18 protein-coding genes are annotated in these 18,688 nt (G+C 72.9%); 6 read left to right on the forward strand and 12 right to left on the reverse strand.

Translation table 11 applies throughout. From position 1 onward, the window contains the following. The first annotated feature begins 49 nt into the window (after positions 1 to 49). Entirely contained in the window at positions 50 to 427 is a 378-nt protein-coding gene (locus tag ROT00_RS15655; RefSeq protein WP_404775961.1) for a hypothetical protein, read from the forward strand. A 392-nt stretch (positions 428 to 819) separates the two neighbouring features. Here the strand turns inward: ROT00_RS15655 and ROT00_RS15660 are convergent, their stop codons facing one another. Beyond that, a complete protein-coding gene (locus ROT00_RS15660; RefSeq protein WP_404775962.1) occupies positions 820 to 1,194 on the reverse strand; it encodes a sterol carrier family protein in 375 nt (124 codons plus the stop codon). Positions 1,195 to 1,226: 32 nt separating this feature from the next. On the opposite strand from ROT00_RS15660, the gene purD reads away from it, so the two are divergent. From purD to ROT00_RS15680, 4 genes are all read left to right on the forward strand, one after another. Continuing rightward, positions 1,227 to 2,552: a phosphoribosylamine--glycine ligase gene (gene purD / locus ROT00_RS15665; protein WP_404775963.1), complete on the forward strand. Its 1,326-nt coding sequence runs from the start codon at positions 1,227 to 1,229 to the stop codon at positions 2,550 to 2,552. A 13-nt stretch (positions 2,553 to 2,565) separates the two neighbouring features. Then, positions 2,566 to 3,504: a phosphoribosylaminoimidazolesuccinocarboxamide synthase gene (locus tag ROT00_RS15670; RefSeq protein WP_404775964.1), complete on the forward strand. Its 939-nt coding sequence runs from the start codon at positions 2,566 to 2,568 to the stop codon at positions 3,502 to 3,504. A gap of 142 nt (positions 3,505 to 3,646) precedes the next feature. Further along, the gene (locus tag ROT00_RS15675; RefSeq protein ID WP_404775965.1) at positions 3,647 to 4,303 is read left to right on the forward strand and encodes a response regulator transcription factor; all 657 of its coding nucleotides are present in this window, start codon (positions 3,647 to 3,649) and stop codon (positions 4,301 to 4,303) included. Next, complete coding sequence (locus ROT00_RS15680) at positions 4,300 to 5,307, forward strand: sensor histidine kinase (RefSeq protein ID WP_404775966.1); 1,008 nt, start codon at positions 4,300 to 4,302, stop codon at positions 5,305 to 5,307. The genes ROT00_RS15675 and ROT00_RS15680 overlap by 4 nt, the downstream gene beginning before the upstream one ends. On the opposite strand, the gene ROT00_RS15685 is transcribed toward ROT00_RS15680, so the two are convergent. The 10 genes from ROT00_RS15685 to ROT00_RS15730 all read right to left on the reverse strand — a co-directional run bounded on the left by ROT00_RS15685 (position 5,296) and on the right by ROT00_RS15730 (position 16,705). After that, positions 5,296 to 6,096, reverse strand: coding sequence for an FAD:protein FMN transferase (locus tag ROT00_RS15685; protein WP_404775967.1), 801 nt, complete (start codon positions 6,094 to 6,096; stop codon positions 5,296 to 5,298). The genes ROT00_RS15680 and ROT00_RS15685 overlap by 12 nt on opposite strands. Further along, positions 6,093 to 6,584 carry an FMN-binding protein gene (locus ROT00_RS15690; RefSeq protein WP_404775968.1) on the reverse strand — a complete coding sequence of 164 codons (492 nt, stop codon included), beginning with the start codon at positions 6,582 to 6,584 and terminating at the stop codon, positions 6,093 to 6,095. The genes ROT00_RS15685 and ROT00_RS15690 overlap by 4 nt, the downstream gene beginning before the upstream one ends. A 43-nt stretch (positions 6,585 to 6,627) precedes the next feature. Then, positions 6,628 to 8,049: a ferredoxin reductase family protein gene (locus ROT00_RS15695; RefSeq protein ID WP_404775969.1), complete on the reverse strand. Its 1,422-nt coding sequence runs from the start codon at positions 8,047 to 8,049 to the stop codon at positions 6,628 to 6,630. 227 nt (positions 8,050 to 8,276) lie between these two features. Then, a complete protein-coding gene (aldh, locus tag ROT00_RS15700; protein ID WP_404775970.1) occupies positions 8,277 to 9,653 on the reverse strand; it encodes an aldehyde dehydrogenase AldH in 1,377 nt (458 codons plus the stop codon). A 31-nt stretch (positions 9,654 to 9,684) separates the two neighbouring features. Then, positions 9,685 to 11,253 carry a GMC family oxidoreductase gene (locus ROT00_RS15705; protein ID WP_404775971.1) on the reverse strand — a complete coding sequence of 523 codons (1,569 nt, stop codon included), beginning with the start codon at positions 11,251 to 11,253 and terminating at the stop codon, positions 9,685 to 9,687. After that, complete coding sequence (locus ROT00_RS15710) at positions 11,250 to 11,768, reverse strand: hypothetical protein (protein ID WP_404775972.1); 519 nt, start codon at positions 11,766 to 11,768, stop codon at positions 11,250 to 11,252. Before ROT00_RS15710 ends, ROT00_RS15705 begins: the two co-directional genes overlap by 4 nt. 104 nt (positions 11,769 to 11,872) lie before the next feature. Then, positions 11,873 to 13,075: a substrate-binding domain-containing protein gene (locus tag ROT00_RS15715; RefSeq protein WP_404775973.1), complete on the reverse strand. Its 1,203-nt coding sequence runs from the start codon at positions 13,073 to 13,075 to the stop codon at positions 11,873 to 11,875. Further along, positions 13,075 to 14,187: an ABC transporter permease gene (locus ROT00_RS15720; protein ID WP_404775974.1), complete on the reverse strand. Its 1,113-nt coding sequence runs from the start codon at positions 14,185 to 14,187 to the stop codon at positions 13,075 to 13,077. The genes ROT00_RS15715 and ROT00_RS15720 overlap by 1 nt, the downstream gene beginning before the upstream one ends. After that, complete coding sequence (locus ROT00_RS15725; RefSeq protein ID WP_404775975.1) at positions 14,184 to 15,227, reverse strand: ABC transporter permease; 1,044 nt, start codon at positions 15,225 to 15,227, stop codon at positions 14,184 to 14,186. The genes ROT00_RS15720 and ROT00_RS15725 overlap by 4 nt, the downstream gene beginning before the upstream one ends. Then, entirely contained in the window at positions 15,224 to 16,705 is a 1,482-nt protein-coding gene (locus ROT00_RS15730; protein WP_404775976.1) for a sugar ABC transporter ATP-binding protein, read from the reverse strand. The genes ROT00_RS15725 and ROT00_RS15730 overlap by 4 nt, the downstream gene beginning before the upstream one ends. 181 nt (positions 16,706 to 16,886) lie before the next feature. Here ROT00_RS15730 and ROT00_RS15735 point away from each other — a divergent pair, with 181 nt between their 5' ends. Continuing rightward, a complete protein-coding gene (locus ROT00_RS15735; protein WP_404775977.1) occupies positions 16,887 to 17,567 on the forward strand; it encodes a GntR family transcriptional regulator in 681 nt (226 codons plus the stop codon). A 5-nt stretch (positions 17,568 to 17,572) separates the two neighbouring features. On the opposite strand, the gene ROT00_RS15740 is transcribed toward ROT00_RS15735, so the two are convergent. Next, positions 17,573 to 18,607, reverse strand: coding sequence for a LacI family DNA-binding transcriptional regulator (locus ROT00_RS15740; protein WP_404775978.1), 1,035 nt, complete (start codon positions 18,605 to 18,607; stop codon positions 17,573 to 17,575). Positions 18,608 to 18,688: the final 81 nt, after the last annotated feature.

Below are 18,688 nucleotides of genomic sequence, written 5' to 3' on the forward strand. Positions count from 1 at the left end.
ACCCACCCCGACCCCGACCCCGACACCCCCCGCAGGCATCATCGACGCTATGGCTGTCACCGAGTTGGCCTCGGGCCCGCTGCTCACCGGTGGGATCGTCGTCGGGCCGGCATCGACCGACCCGATCCCGGCCGGTTCGGTCGAGCGCCTCACGTTCTGGTCTGGGGAGACCGTTTCGCTCGCCGAGGTGAACATCGATCCTCGTCTGTCCTGCGACCCGCTGCCCGACCAGCTGACCGGCGGAGTGGACGTCACGATCACCTGCACCACCGTGGCGGCATTGCAGCCCGGTGATGCTGCAGCCACGGTGCGTGTTCGGTTCGGATTCGAGACCAGCTCTGGGGGCATCCAGGCGGCAATCGACCCGCCGCCCGGGGATGCCGTCGAAGCAAACAACGCCAGCGGGAATTCGTGGCGTGCGCTCTAGGGCATTGCCGCGGAACCTGATTCGGGGGTGGTGCAGCAGATCTGCGCTACCGACCCCCGGGATCTGAGGAGCACACGTGGAGACGCAGCCGGGACCTGCTCGGTGATGGGCGGCAGTCGCTGCGCTTCATCTTCCTGTGGCCTCGTCTCGGTGGACGGCACGGTGCTCGCATCTGCGTTGCCCCGGGTGGCGTCGCCATCGCCTCGAGCATCGGTCCCGCTTCGACAAGCTCAGCGGGCCAGACCTGGTTCCCCGAGCCCGTCGAGGGGATCCCCGCTTCGACAAGCTCAGCGAACCACGCGGCCGCTCCGACAAGCTCAGCGAACCACGCGGCCGCTTCGACCAGCTCAGCGAACCACGCGGCCGCTTCGACAGGCTCAGCGGGCCATGGCTCAGCGGGCCGGGTCGTCGATGACCGGCACGTGCCCGTCGAGGTCGGCCCGCTGACCGGAGGCGTGCACCCGACCGCTCGCCCGCGCCTCGTCCCACGAGGCGCGACCGGTGGCGAGGCCGAGCCAGGTCGAGGCATCCGTCTCCACGACGTTCGGCGGCGTGCCGCGCGTGTGGCGCGGGCCCTCGATGCACTGCACCGCGCCGAACGGCGGGACGCGCACCTCGACCGTGCCGCCCGGGGAGAGCTCTGCGAGCAGCTGCAGGGTGTAGCGCACCGCGAGAGCGAGCGCCGGACGCGCGGTGGCGTCGCCCTCGCGCGCCCACTCCGCGACCGCGTCGCGTCCTGCGATGTCATCGATCCTCGCCCGTGCCATCCCGCCATTCTCCCTCGCGGTAGCCTGTGGGGGTGAAGATCCTCGTCCTCGGCTCGGGCGCGCGCGAGCACGCCATCATCCTCGCCCTGCTCGACGAGGAGGCCGGCCACGAGATCGTCGCCGCCCCCGGCAACGCGGGCATCGCCGGCTCGCACACCGACTCCGCGCGCGGCAGCGTCACGACGATCGCGCTCGATCCCACCGACCCGGCGGTCGTCACCGACTACGCCCGCGACAACGGCATCGAGCTCGTCGTCGTCGGCCCGGAGGCGCCGCTCGTCGCGGGCGTCGCCGACGCGCTCTGTGCCGCCGGCGTCCCGGTCTTCGGCCCGAACCGCGAAGCCGCGGCACTCGAGGGCTCGAAGACTTTCGCGAAGCGCGTCATGGATGCCGCGAACGTGCCGACCGGCCGCGCCGTGCGCGCCGCGGAGCTCGACGAGGTCGCCCGCACGCTCGACGAGTTCGGCGCCCCCTACGTCGTGAAGGCCGACGGCCTCGCCGCCGGCAAGGGCGTGCTCGTCACCGACGATCGCGAGGCCGCCCTCGCCCACGCCGCGCACTACCTGCAGCAGGGCCCCGTGCTCGTCGAGGAGTTCCTCGACGGCCCCGAGGTGTCGCTGTTCCTCCTCTCCGACGGCGAGCACGTGCTGCCGCTCTCGCCCGCGCAGGACTACAAGCGGCTGCTCGACGCCGACCAGGGGCCGAACACGGGCGGCATGGGCGCGTACTCCCCGCTGCCCTGGCTCGCCGGCGCCACGAACGGCCGCGGCGACGTCTTCGGCAGCGAGGACGCGTTCGTCGACGAGGTCATCGAGTCGATCGCCCTGCCCACGGTGCGCCAGCTCGCCGCCGAGGGCACTCCGTTCGCCGGGCTGCTCTACGCCGGGCTCATCCTCACCAGCCGGGGCATCCGCGTCATCGAGTTCAACGCGCGCTTCGGCGATCCGGAGACGCAGGTCGTGCTCCCCCGCCTCGCGACGCCCCTCTCGGGCCTCCTCCTCGCCGCCGCGACCGGTGGGCTCGGCGGGCTGCCGAAGCCCGAGTTCCGCCCCGAGGCGGCCGTCACGGTCGTGCTCGCGAGCGAGGGCTACCCCGAGAAGCCCGAGACCGGCCGTGCCATCGAGGGCATCGACCAGGCCGCGGAGGTGCCCGGCGTGCACCTCGCGCACGCGGCGACCGCCGTCGCCGCGATCGGCGACGCCCCCGGGCTCATCGCGACCGGCGGCCGGGTGCTCAACGTCGTCGCCGTCGGCGAGGACTTCGCCGAGGCCCGCCGCCGCGCCTACGACGCGATCGGGCGCATCCGCCTCGACGGCGGCCAGTACCGCACCGACATCGCCGCACGCGTCGCCGACTGAAGGAAGCACACGGATGACGAACACCCCCGAGCTGCCCGGCTGGCAGCACGTCTACTCGGGCAAGGTGCGCGACCTCTACGTGCCCGCGGCCACACCGGATGACGACGACTCCTGGACGGGCGACCCGCTGCGCCGTTCGCCCCTCGTGCTCGTCGTCGCGAGCGACCGCGTGAGCGCCTTCGACCGCGTGCTCGACCCGGCGATCCCCGGCAAGGGCGCGCTGCTCACCGAGCTCACGCACTGGTGGTTCGAGCAGCTCCCCGAGGTGCCGAACCACCTCGTGCAGCCGCTCGACGACCGCTTCGAGGTGCCGGCCGTGCCCGACGAGGTCGCCGCGCGGGCGACGGTGTGCCGCACGCTCGACATGTTCCCGGTGGAGTGCGTCGTGCGCGGCTACCTTACCGGCGGCGGCTACCAGGAGTACCTGCAGACCGGCGCGATCGGCGGGATGCCGCTGCCCGCCGGCCTCTCCGACGGCGACCAGCTGCCCGAGCCCGTCTACACCCCCGCATGGAAGGCGCCGGTCGGCGAGCACGACGTCAACGTGTCGTACGAGCGCACCGTCGAGCTCGTCGGCGAGGTCGTCGCGGAGCAGCTCCGGGCCATCTCGCTCGAGGTGTTCGCGAAGGCGTCGGCGATCGCCGAGGCGCACGGCGTGATCCTCGCCGACACGAAGTTCGAGTTCGGCGCCGACCGCGAGACCGGCATCGTCACCCTCGGCGACGAGGTGCTGACGAGCGATTCGAGCCGCTACTGGGATGCCGAGGCGTACGCGCGCACCGACGCCCCGCTCGGCGAGCGGCTCGCGAGCTTCGACAAGCAGATCGTGCGCGACTGGCTGAGTGCCAACTGGGACCGGGCGAACGACGCCGAGCCGCCCGCCCTGCCGCAGGACGTCGTCGAGCGCACCGCCGCCCGCTACGGCGAACTGCTCACCCGCCTGCGCGGCTGACCCCGAACCCCGACTCGAACCCCGAGTTGCCCGACATCCATGGAAGTCGGGCAACTCGGTTCCGTGCACCGACCGTGTCTTGGTGCGATCTTGGCGGGAGTCTGATGGACTCTCTCGCGTGACCGGTTCGCAGGAGACGAGGATGCCACGGCTGCTGTACGTCGAGGACGATGCGGCGATCGCGGCGATGACGATCGAGGTGCTCGCCGAGCGCTACGACGTCGACCACGTCGCCGACGGAGACACCGCGGTGCGCCGGGCGCTCGGGGGCGGCTACGAACTCATGCTCGTGGACCGGCGTCTCCCCGGTCTGGACGGGATCGATTTCGTGCGCGCCATCCGCACGGCGCGGATCACGACGCCCATCCTGCTGCTCACCGCGCTCGGCGCGATCGACGACCGCGTCGCCGGGCTCGACGCGGGCGCGAACGACTATCTCGTCAAACCGTTCGACTACGAGGAGCTCCTCGCTCGGCTCCGTGCGCTGCTGCGCGGCTTCCAGGCCGAAGGTCGCCGACGGACCGTCGGCGAGTGGAGCTACGTCCCGGACTCGAGCGCGATGTACGGGGCGGGCGGTGCTCGTGTCGCACTCACCGCCACCGAGAACGCCCTGCTGCGACTGCTCACCGACAGCCCCGAGCACATCTTCACCAGGGAGGAGATCCTCCGAGCGGTGTTCGCGTCGGAGGATGCCTCGAGCTCCGTGGACACCTACGTGCACTACCTCCGCCGCAAGACCGATCCCGAAGTGATCGAGACGGTCCGCGGGCTCGGCTACCGCGCGGGAGCGGGGTCGTGAGCGACGCCGCCGACCGCTCCCGCGTGCGTGCGGCGGCGACGCGGGTCGGCGTGTTCGTCGGGGCGGGCTCGGCCGCGGTGCTCGTCGTGGGCGTCTCGGTCCTCCTGGTCGTGCTGAACACCTCGGCACGACCCGAACGGGAGCACGGCGGCGCGCCGCATCCGGACAGCGACCGCTTCGTCGTCGATCTCGACCACATCGTGTGGTGGATCGTCGCGCTCGCGACGGCTGGGGCCGTGCTCATGGCCGTGATCGGCTGGATCGCGGCGCGGAGTGCCGTGCGCCCCTTGGCCGCAGCGCTCGGCGCGCAGCGCCGCTTCGTCGCCGATGCGAGCCATGAGCTGCGCACTCCGCTCACCGCGGTCTCGGCGAGGGTCCAGCTGCTGCAACGGCGGCGCGATCGGGGCGAGGCGATCGACGAGCTCCTGCCGCTCCTCCGGCACGATGTCGAGGTGATGGACGCGGTGCTCCAGGAGCTGCTGCTGCTCGCCGAAGGCGGGGCCGCCGAGATCCCCGCGGGCGGTGCCGATGCCGTCGCCTGCGCGCGCACCGCCGTGGGCCTGCTCGAGCCCATCGCGAGTGGGCACGACGTCCGGATGACGCTCACGCCGTCGGACGTGCCGGGGGTCGCGATCCCGGCGTCGACGCTCACCCGGCTGATCACCGTGCTCGTCGACAACGCGGTGCAGCACGCACCGGAGGGCTCCGAGGTCGAACTCACGCTCGCCGCGGTGGACCACGTCGTCGAGGTCCGGGTGCGCGATCACGGTCCCGGTGTCGATCCCGTCGACGTCGAGCGGATCTTCGATCGGTTCGCTCGCTCCGGCGAGCGCGGCCGTCGACGCGGCTTCGGGCTCGGGCTCGCCTTGGCGAGGGAGGGGGCGGAGCGGTTCGGCGGCAGTGTCGAGCTCACCTCGACGTCCGATCAGGGATCGACGTTCACACTCCGGCTGCCGCGTGCGGGCGGCCCGCCGACCGGCTCGGGGGGCCGCTCAGTCGGGTGATGTCACGCCCTCGGCCGCGACCAGCTCCGCCGTGCCGGCCCAGCTCCGGATCCGGCCGTCGGCTGCCACGAGAAGGCCGGACCTCGTCTCCGCGACCCCGATCCAGCTGAGGTCGTCGGCTCCGGCGATGCACGCCGCCGTCGCCCAGACGTCCGCCCGGGCGAGGCCGTCCGCGACGACCGTGGCGCTCAGCACGGATGCGGCCGCGCGGCCGCTGCGCGGGTCCACGAGATGCGTCCCGCGCTCGGCGAGCCCGGACGTCGCAACGGCTCCGTGGCCGAGCTCGAGGGTCGCCAACAGGGATCCGGTGCGGCGGGGATCGCTGATGCCGATCCGCCAGCGCCACTCCTGGTCCGGCGCGCGGAAGAGCTGCAGGTCGCCACCGACGGAGATGCCCACGGCGATCACTCCGGGACGGTCGCAGAGCGGGGCGAGATGGTGCCGCGCCGCGCGCTCGACCGCCCAGCCCTTCACGAACCCCGTCGGATCGAACTCGCCGCCGAACCACGCCGAGAACCGTCCCCCGGTTCGCCGGCTCCAGACCTCGCACGCCGACGCGACCTCAGCGAGGAGCGGGCTCGCCTCGCCCGGCGCGAGCTCGCCCCGCCGCAGCCTCGAGACCTCAGAGTCCGTTCGATAGGTGGAGAACCGAGCCTCCAGCTCCGAGAGCTCTCGCAGGCAGTCGTCGATCGCCTCGGAGGCGGCCTGCGGATCGAGCGGTTCGCCCACGACTCGGACGCTCGCGACCGTGCCCATCAGCTCGGCGACTCGGGTCTGCACGGCCGTCATTGCCGGGCCTGGTCGAGTGCGGACTGCAGGGACTGCTCGTACCCGGTGCTCGTGTAGGTGGCGCCGGAGACGAAATGCACCGACGCGGACTGCGTCTGGATGGTGTCGGAGACGAGCTGCGGGATGGCGCGCTGGGAGATCTCCCGATCGCGGCCGTTGCCGTTCGGCGACTGGATCACGTCGACGGCGCTGATCCGGCCGGCGGACACCGTCACGCTCAGCTGCACCGGACCGTAGCGCGTCGAGGCCGTCTGCCCCGTGTACCGGCCGTCGATGTACCCCGAGCCCGCCGAACCGACCGAATCGGCCGAACCGACCGAACCCGCCGAACCGGCCGAGCCGGTCGAGCCGGTCGCCGACGAGGTCGCGGCGGTGCCCGTTCCGGCGGCGGTGTCGGCTGGGACCGTGTCACCGAACGAGGTGCGATAGCTGAAGAGCAGGACGAGCCCGCTCACGGTCGCCGCGAGAGCGAAGAGGATGCGTTTCATGATGCCTCCCGGGTCGGGAGTCGCCCGAAACCGGGCGACCGGCTCAGATGGTGAAGGACTCGTGGTGCAGGCGGTCCGCCGAAACGCCGGCGGCACGCAGGTCTCGGAGCAGCGCGGTCATCCAGGGCGCAGGTCCGCACACGTAGACGTCGCAGTCGAGGAGATCCGGGCGCAGGTACCGCAGTAGTTCGCCGCCGGACCAGTCGGCGTACTGGGCCGGTACCCAGGTCGGGCCGCGCTGTGCACGGGGACCGTCCAGGGCGAAGTGCACGACCCCGCGCTCCAGTCGCAGCCGGTGGATCTCCTGCGACCGCAGTGCTTCCGCCCCGCGGTGATCGCGAGTCACGAGGGTCGCCTCACCGGGGCCGTAGGCCTCCCCCTCCAGCAGGGCGACGAGCGGCGCGACGCCGGCACCCGCGCCGAGCATCAGGACGCCCCGCCCTTCGATGCGCGCCCGACCGGTCATCGTTCCGTACGGCCCCTCGACGAGCACCCGGGTGCCGGGGCGCATCGTCGCCAACCGCCGAGTCCCGTCTCCCGCGGTCCGGGCGGCGAGCACCAGGTGTTCGGCGGCCGGAGCCGCAGCGAGGGAGAACGGGTGGCCGCGCGTCCAGCCGGGTCCGTCGAGGAACCGCCAGACGAAGAACTGTCCGGGGAGCGCCCGGAGCCCGTGCAACGCCCGACCGTGCACACAGACCTCGACGCCGCGCTCGCCGTCCGGGCGGACCGACTCGACGCGCAGTCCGTGACGGAGCGACCGGCGGAGCGGGATCGCGATGCGCCAGACGATGACGCTCGTCGCAGCGAGGAGCCACAGCCCCCACCAGTAGGCGCTCGCGATGGGCGCGCCCGAGAAGTCGGCCCCGGTCCACAGCATGTGCGGCACCGCGAGGCCGACGCCGAGGTAGCCGTAGAGGTGCAGCAGGTGCCAGCTTTCGTAGCGCATCCTCCTCCGGGAACGCCGTCCCGAGGTGGCGACGACGAGCACGAGCAGGAGGGTGCCGACGGTCGCCAGCAGCATGCCCGGATAGCTCCAGACGAAGCTCCACAGCTGCGTCAGCGGGTCGATCCGCGCTGCTTCGGCGTAGCCGAGCACGAGGAGCGCGATGTGCGCCAGCAGCAGCCAGAACGACCAGAATCCGCTCTGCCGGTGGAGGCGCGTGATGGCGTCGCGACCGAGGCCGCGTTCGAAGACCGGGACTCGGGCCATGAGCAGCACCTGGTACAGCAGCAGGTTCGCGGAGGCGAGCCCGGTGATCCGGCCGAGGCTGTCGAGCGCGTCGGCGGGCCCCGCGGCGAGCGCCTGCACTCCCCCGCCGAGCACCCAGATCACGGCGATCGAGAGGCTCGTGCCCCAGATCACGCCGATGGCGGCGAACTTCCAGCGCTGTCGCGCCGCCCGGGCACCGGACCCGTGCGGGACCGGGATCATCGCTGCGGGCCGGGAGCTGGCTGTTGCGGTCATGCGGCCATGCTCCGCGGGCCGTTCTCAGACGTCGCCAAGAATCCGTGACGCAGAGGAAACGCTCAGCAAACGGACAGCCCCCGCATCCCCGCGGCCCCGACCCCGCCCTCTCGGACACCTGCAAACGCCGAGTTGCCCGACTTCCATGGAAGTCGGGCAACTCGGGTTCTGAGCGGCCGCGACCCAGAGCGCAGAGCGCAGGGCGCCGGCCGCCAGCCGCCGGGCGGTCAGGCCGTCCAGGCGGTCTTGATGTTCACGAACTCGCGGATGCCGAAGGCGCCGAGCTCCCGGCCGTAGCCGGAGTCCTTCACCCCGCCGAAGGGCAGGCCGAAGAACGACGCCGAGTTGCCGTTCGCGAAGACGGCGCCGAACTCGAGCTCGTCCTGCAGCCGGTCGATCTCCGCGGCATCCGTCGTCCAGACGCTCGCCGCGAGGCCGAACTCGGAGTCGTTCGCCAGCTCGACCGCCTCCTCGAGCGAGGAGACGCGGTACACGCACGCCACCGGGCCGAAGCACTCCTCGCGGAAGATCCGCATCTCGGGGGTGACCTCGGTGAGCACCGTCGCCGGGTAGAACCAGCCCGGGCCGTCGGGCAGCTCGCCGCCGGTGTGCACGGTCGCGCCCTTCGCGATCGCGTCGGCGACGAGCTCGTGGGCATCGGCCCGCACCTGCTCGGTCGCCATCGGCCCGAAACCCGTCGCCGGGTCGAAGGGGTCGCCCGCGGTCGTCGCGCGCATCCGCTCGAGGAAGAGCGCGAACCACTCCTCGTAGACGTCCTCGTGCACGTAGAAGCGCTTCGCGCAGATGCAGCTCTGCCCGCTGTTCTGCGTGCGCGAGGCGGCGCCGGCCTCGGCGGCCTTGGCGACGTCCGCGCTCGGCAGCACGACGAAGGCGTCGGTGCCGCCGAGCTCGAGCACGCTCTTCTTGATGTTCCGGCCGGCCGCCTCGGCGACCGCCGCGCCCGCGCCGACCGAGCCGGTGAGGGTGACGGCGCGGATGCGCCGGTCCTGGATCAGGGCGGATGCCGCGGCGCCCTCGATGAGCAGGGTCTGGAACGCCCCCGCCGGGAAGCCCGCGCGCTCGAAGAGCTCGCCGAGGTAGAGCGCCGTCTGCGGCACGCTCGACGCGTGCTTCAAGAGGCCCGTGTTGCCGGCCATGAGCGCGGGCGCCGCGAAGCGGATCACCTGCCAGTACGGGTAGTTCCACGGCATCACCGCGAGCACCGTGCCGATCGGCTGGTACACCACCCGCGCCGCGCTCGCGCCGACCGCGGCCGCGGGCACCGGCTCCTCCGCGGCGAGGTACTCCTCGGCGTGGTCGGCGTACCAGCGCATGCCGTTCGCCGACTTCGTGACCTCGTACTTCGCGGTCCCGAGGGTCTTGCCCATCTCGGTCGAGGCGAGGGCGGCGGCCTGCTCGAGATCGGCGTCGAGGAGGTCGGCGGCCCGACGCATCCACTCGGCCCGCTCGGCGAAGCTCGTCCGGCGCAGCACGGCGTTCGCGGCATCCGCGCGCGCCAGGATCTCCTCCACCTGCTCGGGCGTGTGCGGTGCGAACTCGCGCTCCACCGCTCCCGTCGTCGGGTTGATCGTCGCGATCACCATCTCGTTTCCTTCCGTGTTCTCCGCGCCGCGATCAGAGTTCGCCGCGGCGTCGCGCGTCGACGATCCGGTCGCCCTGCCTGAGGGAGAGCGCCATGATCGTCAGGGTCGGGTTCGCCGCGGCGCCGGTGGTGAACACCGAGCCGTCCGAGACGAAGAGGTTGGGCACGCCGTGCACGCGGCCCTCGGGGTCGACCACGCCGTCGGCGGGGTCGGCGCTCATGCGGGCGGTGCCGAGGTTGTGGCCGGACGGCATCGCCGGAGCCCGCCACACCCGCTCGGCGCCGACCGCGCGGAACATCTCCTCGACGCGACCGGCCGCGTGCTCGCGCATGGCGGCGTCGTTCGGGTGGTCGTCGTAGTGCACCTCGGGGGCGGGCAGCCCCCAGCGGTCGACGAGCTCGCTCGAGAGGGTGACGCGGTTGCCCGGCTGCGGCATGTCCTCGCCGCACACCCAGCTCGCCGCGGTCCGCGGGTAGCCCTCCACCCGGGCGGCGAAGTCGGCACCCCAGCCGCCGGGCTCCATGAAGGTGGTGAAGGAGGGCAGCCCCTGCGAGATCGTCTCGAGGTAATAGCCGCCGGCGAAGCCGCGTTCCGGATCGTGCCGGGACTCGTCGGCGACGATGCCCGCCATGTTCTCGCCGCGGTACATGTGCACCTCGTCGGGGAACTGCCCGTAGACGACGGCCGTGGTGTGCCGCATGTAGTGCCGGCCGAGGTGGTCGGAGCCGTTGCCGAGCCCGTGCTCGTGCCCGGCCGTCGCCGACAGCATCAGCAGCCGCGGCGTCTCGATGGCGTTGCCGGCCACCGCGACGAGCGCCGCGCGCTGACGCCGGAGGGCGCCCGTGCGGTCGAGGTACTCGACGCCGTCGGCGCGGCCCGCGCCGTCGAGGGTGATCCGCACCGCGTGCGACTCGGGGCGCAGCTCGAACCGCTCGGTCGCGATCGCCTTCGGGATCTCGCTGACGAGGGGCGTCCACTTCGAGCGGCGCCGATCGCCCTGCGAGTTGAAGCCGTCCTGGATCGTGCCCGGCCGGCCGTCGTACGGCTCGACGTTCGTCGCGTAGGGGCCGGTCGCGTAGTGACGGTAGCCGACCCGCTCGGCGCCGTTCGCGAAGACGCGGTACGAGGTGTTCGCCGGCATCGGCGGACGCCCCTGCCGGTGCGAGACGCCCATCGCCCGCTCGGACTCCTCGTAGTACGGGGCGAGCTCGGCCGGGTCGATCGGCCAGTCGGCGAGCGAGGCGCCGGCGATCTCGCCGTAGCTCGAGCGGGTGTGGAACTCGTGGTCCTTGAACCGCGGCGTGAGCCCGGTCCAGAGCAGCGCGGTGCCGCCGACGGCGTGCCCGTTCCAGGCGGGCAGCGCGGGGAAGTCGCGGGCGAGCGTCCAGCTGCCCGTCGCCCGTCGCGCCTCGAGCCAGGAGAGCTGCGCGAAGGCGATCCGCTCGTCGTCGACGAAGTCCTCGGTGTCGATCCAGCGGCCCGACTCGAGCATGACGACGTCGAGGCCGGCGCGGGCGAGGCGGAGCGCGAGGCTCGCGCCGCCGGGTCCGGATCCGACGACGACGGCGACGTCCGCGTCGTCCAGCTCGTAGCGCTTCATGCGGTCACCCCCACGCCGGTCGATGCGGTGGCGTCCGACGCGGCGGATGCCCCGAGCGGGCCGATCTCGACGAGCGGCTCCGCGGCCTCCTCGACGCGGGGCTCGGGCAGCCAGGGCAGCTCGTCGAAGCCGCGGTGCAGGTACCCGCCGAGGGCGTACGAGGGCCCGGGGTAGCCGAGCAGCTGCCAGACCTCGCGGTCGTCGTAGAGGTGGTAGCAGATCCGCTCCCGCACGAACGCGAAGAACGGCCCGTCCTCCTGCGCCTCGAGCCAGGCGGTGCGCGCCTCGAGGCTCGCCGCCGCCGGGTCCCCGAGTGCGGTCGCCGCGTCGGCCGCGCCCGCGGCGACGAGCGCGGAGCGCTCGGCGGAGGCCGCGGCATCGGCGGCGAGCAGCGCCACGGCGCGCTCGTACGGGCCGTCCGGGAGCCCGTCGTGCGGGTAGAGCGCCCGCGCGAGCGCGAGCAGGGTGCTGGCGGTGGCGTCCGGGGCGGGGGACGCCGGCTGGTCGTTGGTCATGCTGGCCTTCTCGATGGTGCGGAGGTGGAGCGGGAGTCGTGCGGAGGTGGAGCGGATGCCGAGCGGAGGGCGGGGCGCCCCCGGGGGGACGCCCCGCCGTCCGGTCAGGGGATGATGCGGTCGCGCCAGGCGTCGGGGAACCCGGGCAGGTCCTCGCCGCCGAACGAGGTCGAGTGCACGTCGGGCATCTCGTCGTTCACGCGGAGCACCGCGTCGAGCTCGGCGCTCGTGATCGGCGTCTGCGGGACCACCCAGTCCTTCGGGATGTCCTGGCCCTGCCAGAGCTGGGTCAGCGCGAGGAGCGCGGTGCGCCACTGGAAGTTCGAGTAGACGCCGCCGAAGCCGTTGAGGTCGCGTTCCTTCCACGCCCGCAGGTAGGCCATGTTGTCCTCGCCGTTCACGATGGGCACGTCGACGCCCGCGTCCTCGAACGCCTCGATCGCCGGGACGGACTGGTCGCCGAGGTCGACCCACACGGCGTCGATCTCGCCCTTCGCGATCTCGTCGGTGACGGCCTTCTTGATCTCGGCCGGGTCGGCCCCGGTGAGGTAGTCGACGTACTCGATGCCCGCGTCGTCGAAGATCTTCTGCGAGGCGGCCCAGCGCGACTCGAAGACGTCGACGCCCGCGGCGGTGCGGAGCGCGACGACCTTGTCGCCCGGCTCGAGCTGGTCGGCGATGAACTCGCCGACGTCGATGCCCCACGCCATGCCGCCGATCGAGTGCACGAAGGAGGTCACGCAATCGGTGCTCACGGCGCGGTCGAAGACGATCACGGGCTTGCCGGTCTCGCAGGCGCGCTCGACCGCCGCGGTCGTGGCGTCGGGCGAGTACGGCGAGATGATGAAGCCGTCGCAGTCGCCCTCGTTCACGAAGTAGTCGATGTCGGCGACCTGGGTGTCGTCGGAGTCCTGCGCGTCGCGGGTCTCCATCGAGGCCACGACGCCCTGCTCCTGGAGCACCTGGAGCTGCTGGTTCATCGTGATCCAGCCGGTCTGGCGCCACGTGTTCGAGAGCGAGGCGTTGGCGAAGCACGCCTTGCCCGGCCGGTCGAGCGCGTAGTCGGCCGCGGCGACCATGTCGCCTGCGAGGTACTGCAGGTAGGGCTTCGCCGGGTCGCCCTCGAACTGCGCGGCGCGCCGCTCGTTCTCGAGGTCGAACTGCGCCTGGTCGAACCAGGGGTTGGCTTCGGCGCTCGGCTCGCTCTCGGAGCCGCCGCCGGCGTTCGCGCCCGGCGCGCACGCCGTGAGCGCGAGCACGAAGACGCCGGCGCCGGCGAGGGCGAGGCGGGAGGTGCGTCGTTGCATCATGTTCCTCTCGGTTGCTGTGGTGCGGTGGCGGGGGCGGGGGCCCCCTCGCCCGCGCCGGGCTCGGAGCGCGGCGGGACCTCTGCGGCCGGCGGACGACGCCGCCGGATGGTTCGGAGCACGGTGACGGCCATCGCGACGAGGATGATCGCGCCCTGCACGGTGGGGCGCCAGGTCGCGGCCACGCCGACGAAGTTCAGGAGGGTGAACAGGCTCTCCAGCACGAGCGCGCCGGCGACGGCGGAGAGCAGCCAGCCGCGGCCGCCGCCGAGCACGACGCCGCCGATCACGCAGGCGGTGATCGCGGTGAACTCGTACCCGGAGCCGACGGAGGGGTGCACGCCCGCGTAGCCGACGAGCAGGATGGCGGCGACCGTGGCCGCGAGCGCGGAGAGCAGGTAGGCGCGGGTCTGCAGCCACCACACCGGCGAGCCGGCGAGGTGAGCGACGCGCGGGTTGTCGCCCGAGAGGAGGAGCAGCCGCCCGAAGGGTCGGCGCACGAGCCACACGCCGGCCAGCACGACGAGGACGAGGACGACGACGGCCCAGGGCAGGTAGCCGATGATCGGCAGCTCGAGGCCGCTGCGGCCGAGCACGCGGAACTCCTCGGCCGGGTTCTGGCCGGCGGAGCCGCCGGTGGCGTAGAACGTCAGGCCGGAGAGGATCAGCATCGTGCCGAGCGTCGTGATGAAGCCGGGCACCCGCAGCAGGGTGGTGACGAGCCCGTTCACGAGGCCGACGACGACGGCGATGCCGAACATCAGCAGGACGACGGGCAGGATGCGCGAGGGGTCGTCGCCGATGAGCGTGCCGGCGAGCACCACCTGCACGCCGATCACGGCGCCCATCGAGAGATCGAACTCGCCGGAGACGAGCACGAAGTACTGGCCGACGGCGACGATGGCGACGGGGGCCATCCTGGCGATGAGCCGGAGGAACTGATCGGGCGCCGCGAGCTGCGGGTTGTAGGCGACGACCGCGACGAGCAGCGCGACGAGCAGCACCCAGACGATGCCGCCCGGGGTGGTGAGGCCCGCGGCGATGCGCTTCGCGAGCGGGGGCCGGCTCGGGTCGTATCTGGTGGCGGCGGACTCGACGACGGTGCCGGTCATCGCTCGGCTCCTTCCGTGACGGCGGCGGATGCCTCGACCGGAGCGGATGCCGCGGACGCCGTGAAACGGCGGCGCACGAGCGGTGCGGCCCGGCGGGCGTAGAGGGCGACGGCGGCGATGATGACCACCCCGCGCACGACCTCCTTCAGGAAGGGGTTCACCTGCAGGATCCCCATCGCGCTGTCGACGACGGCGAAGATGAGGATGCCGCCGAGGGTGCCCCAGAGCGAGCCGCGCCCGCCGGCGAGCGAGGCGCCGCCGAGGACGACCGCGGCGATCGAGAGCAGGTCGTATCCGCCCTGCTCGCCGACGGTCGGGCTGCCGACCCCGAGGCGCGAGACGATCACGACCCCGGCGATCCCGGCGCAGAGCCCGGACAGCGCATGGGCGACGACGACGGGCGTGCCCGCGCGGATGCCGGACATCCGGGCGACGTGCGCGTCGCCGCCGACGGCGAGCAGATGCATCCCGAGCCGGGTGCGGCCCACGAGGACGACGGCGAGCACGAGGCAGACGAGCATGAGCAGCGTCGGCACGGGGAACGGGCCGACGCTCGCCGAGCCGAAGGCGGCGAGCTCGGGGCTCGCCTTGCCGGTGGTGCCCCGGTAGTAGGTGGCGAGGTAGCCGGCCACGAGCAGCCCGACGCCGAGCGAGGCGATGAAGCCACTGAGCTGGAGGTACGCGACGAGGCATCCGGTCAGCGCGCCGATCGCCGCGGTCGCGACGAGCGCCGTGGCGATGCCGGCGACCGTGCCGTCGGATGCTCCGGCCATCGTGCCGGCCGCGAGCACGCTCGACAGGCTCACGAGGTAGGCGACCGAGAGGTCGAGGCTGCCGACCAGGATGACGAGCGTCTGCCCGATGGCGACGAAGCCGAGCACCGCGATGCTCGTCATGAGCACGGTGAGGTTGCCGGGGGTGAAGAGGTTCCGCCCGGCGGCCGCGACGATGATCGCGGCGACCGCGACGACGCCGAGGAGCACGAGGTACACCCCGGCGGTGGAGCCGAGGCGGGCGCGCAGCCGCGCGAGCGCGCTCATGCCGCCACCGCCGTTCCGGCGGCCAGCGCGGCGACCTGCTCCTCGCTGGGGTCGCGGTCGAGGGCGCCGACGATCCGGCCGTCGCGCATGACGACGATGCGATCGCTCATGCCGATGACCTCGGGCAGCTCGGAGGACACCATCACGATCGCGTGGCCCGCCGCGGTGAGCCGTCGCATCACCTCGTAGACGGCGCGCTTCGCCCCGACGTCGATGCCGCGGGTGGGCTCGTCGAGGAGGATGAGTCCGGGCTCCAGCAGCAGCCACTTCGCGAGGACCACCTTCTGCTGGTTCCCGCCCGAGAGGTAGCGCACGATCTGCTCCGGTCCGCGCGCGGAGACGTCGAGCTCCGAGAGCAGGGGCGTGAGCTCGCGGGACACCGCGCGGGCCCGTCGGGGCGCGCGCGAGCGGACGACGGCGAGGGCGTTGTCCTCGATCGACTGCTCGAGGGCGAGACCGGAGCCCTTGCGGTCCTCGGTCAGGTAGGCGACGCCGGCGTCGATGCCGTGCACCGGCCGGCGCGGGCGGTACGCGCGCCCGTCGAGGCACATCCCGCCCCGGGTGAAGGGGGCGACGCCGGCGATCGCCTCGAGGAGCTCGGTGCGGCCCGAGCCCTGCAGCCCGGCGACGCCGAGGATCTCGCCGCGGCGCACCTGGAGCTCGATGCCGTCGAGCTGCGCGTTGCCGCCGGCGGTGATGGCGAGCAGCTCGCGCCGGTCCTCGCCGGGAGCGGGCTCCGGGAAGAATGCGGACAGCGCCCGACCGACCATGAGGCGCACGACCTCCGACTCGTTCGTCTCGGCGGTGTCGAGCGTGGCGACGAGGGCGCCGTCCTTCAGCACGGTGATCTTCGAGCAGAGCTCGAAGATCTCGCGCATGCGGTGCGAGACGTAGAGCACGGCGACGCCGCGGGCGGAGAGGCGGCGCACGATCGCGTAGAGCAGCTCGACCTCGTGCTCGGCGAGGGCGGCGGTCGGCTCGTCCATCGAGATGATGCGCGGCTCGTAGCTCAGCGCCTTCGCGATCTCGACGATCTGCTGCTCGGCGACCGAGAGCGAGCGGACGAGCGCGTTCGGGGAGATGCCGTCGACCCCGATCTCGGCGAGGAGCTCCGCCGCGCGGCGGCGCATCGCCCGGCGGTCGACGATGCCGAGGCGGCGCGGCTCGCGGCCGAGCAGGATGTTCTCGGCGACCGTGCGGTCGGGCAGGAGGTTGAACTCCTGGTAGACGGTCGAGACGCCCGCGGCGTAGGCGGCCTGCGGGTGGGAGAACGCGCGGGCCTCGCCGTCGATGCGCACGGTGCCGGCATCCGCCTGCTGCACCCCGGCGAGGATCTTCATCAGCGTGGACTTGCCGGCGCCGTTCTCGCCGACCAGCGCGTGCACCTCGCCGGCCTCGACCACGAGGTCGACTCCCGCGAGGGCGGGGTAGCCGAAGAAGGACTTCGCGAGGCCTCGCACCTCCAACGCATGGCTCATGCGCACTCCACTTCATCGTGTTGGGGAAACGTTTTCCAACGCCTGTTCAGCGACAGTACCTGCCGATCGATACTGCGTCAAGGATTATCGATAATCCTGCACCACGCCACCCCGGCCGCGTATGATCGAGCCAGACCGGGCCCCGAACTGGGGTGCGCGGCGGGCCAGCGAAGGGGGCGGCATGAGCGCAGCCGACGGCGGGACGAGTTCGAGCCTGCTCGATCGGGCGACGCTCGGCAGCCGCGTGCGCGACTACCTGCTCGTCGAGATCGCGAACGGGCGGCTGGCCCCCGGCTCACCCGTCCGCGAGCTCGACATCGCGAAGCGCCTCGGCACGAGCCAGACGCCGGTGCGCGAGGCGTTCCGGGAGCTCGCCGCCTTCGGCCTGCTCGAGGCGCGCAGCCACGTCGGCACCCGCGTGCGGGAGGTCGGGGAGCGCGAACTCGCCGAAGCGGTCCCCGTGCGCGCCGCCCTCGAGGCCGTCGCGGCCCGGCTCGCCGCGCCGCATGTCGCGGCCGACCCCTCCCGGCTCGAGTCGGCGCTCGAGGAGCTCATCCGCGTCGCCACCCTCGACGACCGGCTCGCCTACGCGAACGCCTGCACGCAGTTCCACCGCGAGGTCGTGCGCTCGGCGCAGAACGACTCGCTGCTCCGCGCCTGGAACGCGCTCGGCATCGAGATCATGACCATCATGACGATGCTCACGAACGAGGAGCCGCTCGACGTCGCCGCCGAGGGGCACCGCGGCATCGTCGAGGCCCTCGCCTCCGGCGACGTCAAACGGTCGGTCGCGATCGTCAACGCCCACGTCGCCGCGTACATCCCCGGGGCGACCGAACCGCCCGTGCACGCGGCAGACTGAGCCGCTCAGCGCGCGGGGGTGCTCGCGCGGATGACGACCTCGGCCGACGCCTCAGGGGCGTCCCCGTCCGCGTCCGCCACCTCGCCGAGCGCGACGCGCAGCAGGGTCCGGCCGGTCTCCTGCAGCGGGATCCGCACGCTCGTGAGCGGCGGCGACACGTCCTGCACCGTGGGGATGTCGTCGAAGCCGGCGACCGCGACGTCCCGCCCCGGTTCGAGCCCCGCCTTGCGGAGCGCGGTCATCGCCCCCATCGCCATGACGTCGTTCACGGCGAAGACGAGCTCGATCCCGTCGAGTCCGCGATCGAGCAGGCGGCGCATCCCCTCCAGGCCGTCGTCGCGGGTGAAGCCGGTGCGCTCGACCCGCTCGATCACCCCGCCCGCCGCCTCGACGCCCGCCCCGAACCCGCGGAGCCGGTCGTCGCCGGTGTGCAGCCCCTCGGGCCCCGCGAGCACCGCGAAGCGGCGGTAGCCGAGCCCCGCGAGCGCCCGCGCGAGCGCCTCGGCGCCCGCCACGTTGCCGATGCGGACCGCGCGGAACTCGAGCTCGCCCGAGCCGAGGTAGGCGACGCGCCCGCCCGCCCGCTCGTACGAGCCCAGTTCGGCGACGAGCGCCTCGGTCTCCGGCTCGTCGCTCCGGCGGGACGCCGCGAGCAGCATCGCCCGCGGCCGCTGCCCGCGCAGGGTACGGACGAGGGCGAGCTCGCGCTCGGGATCGCGCTCGGTGGCCGCCATCGTCACGATGAGGCCCTCCTCGTCGGCCTCGCGGACGACGCCGGCGGCGATCTGGGCGAAGTACGGGTCGGCGATATCGGCGACGAGCAGGGCGACCGTCGTGGTCGAGCCGCGCACGATCGCCTGCGCGGAGAGGTTCGTCGTGTAGTCGAGGCGGGCGGCGGCGTCGACGACGCGCTGGCGGTACTCCTCATTGACCTTCCGGGTGCTGCCGTTCAGCACGCGCGACGCGGTCGCGAGCGAGACCCCGGCCTCCCGTGCGACGTCGTGCAGGGTCGCGGTGCGGGCGTTCGGCTCGCGGTCCATCACTCCCCCTCCGGTGGCGGTCCGGTCGCCGTGCGGCCGTCCGCCAGTCATCCTCGCACAGCGCCCGCCCGGGGCGGAGCC

This window comes from Agromyces mediolanus, assembly GCF_044917495.1.
In the GTDB taxonomy this organism is placed as follows: Bacteria; Actinomycetota; Actinomycetes; order Actinomycetales; family Microbacteriaceae; genus Agromyces; species Agromyces mediolanus_B.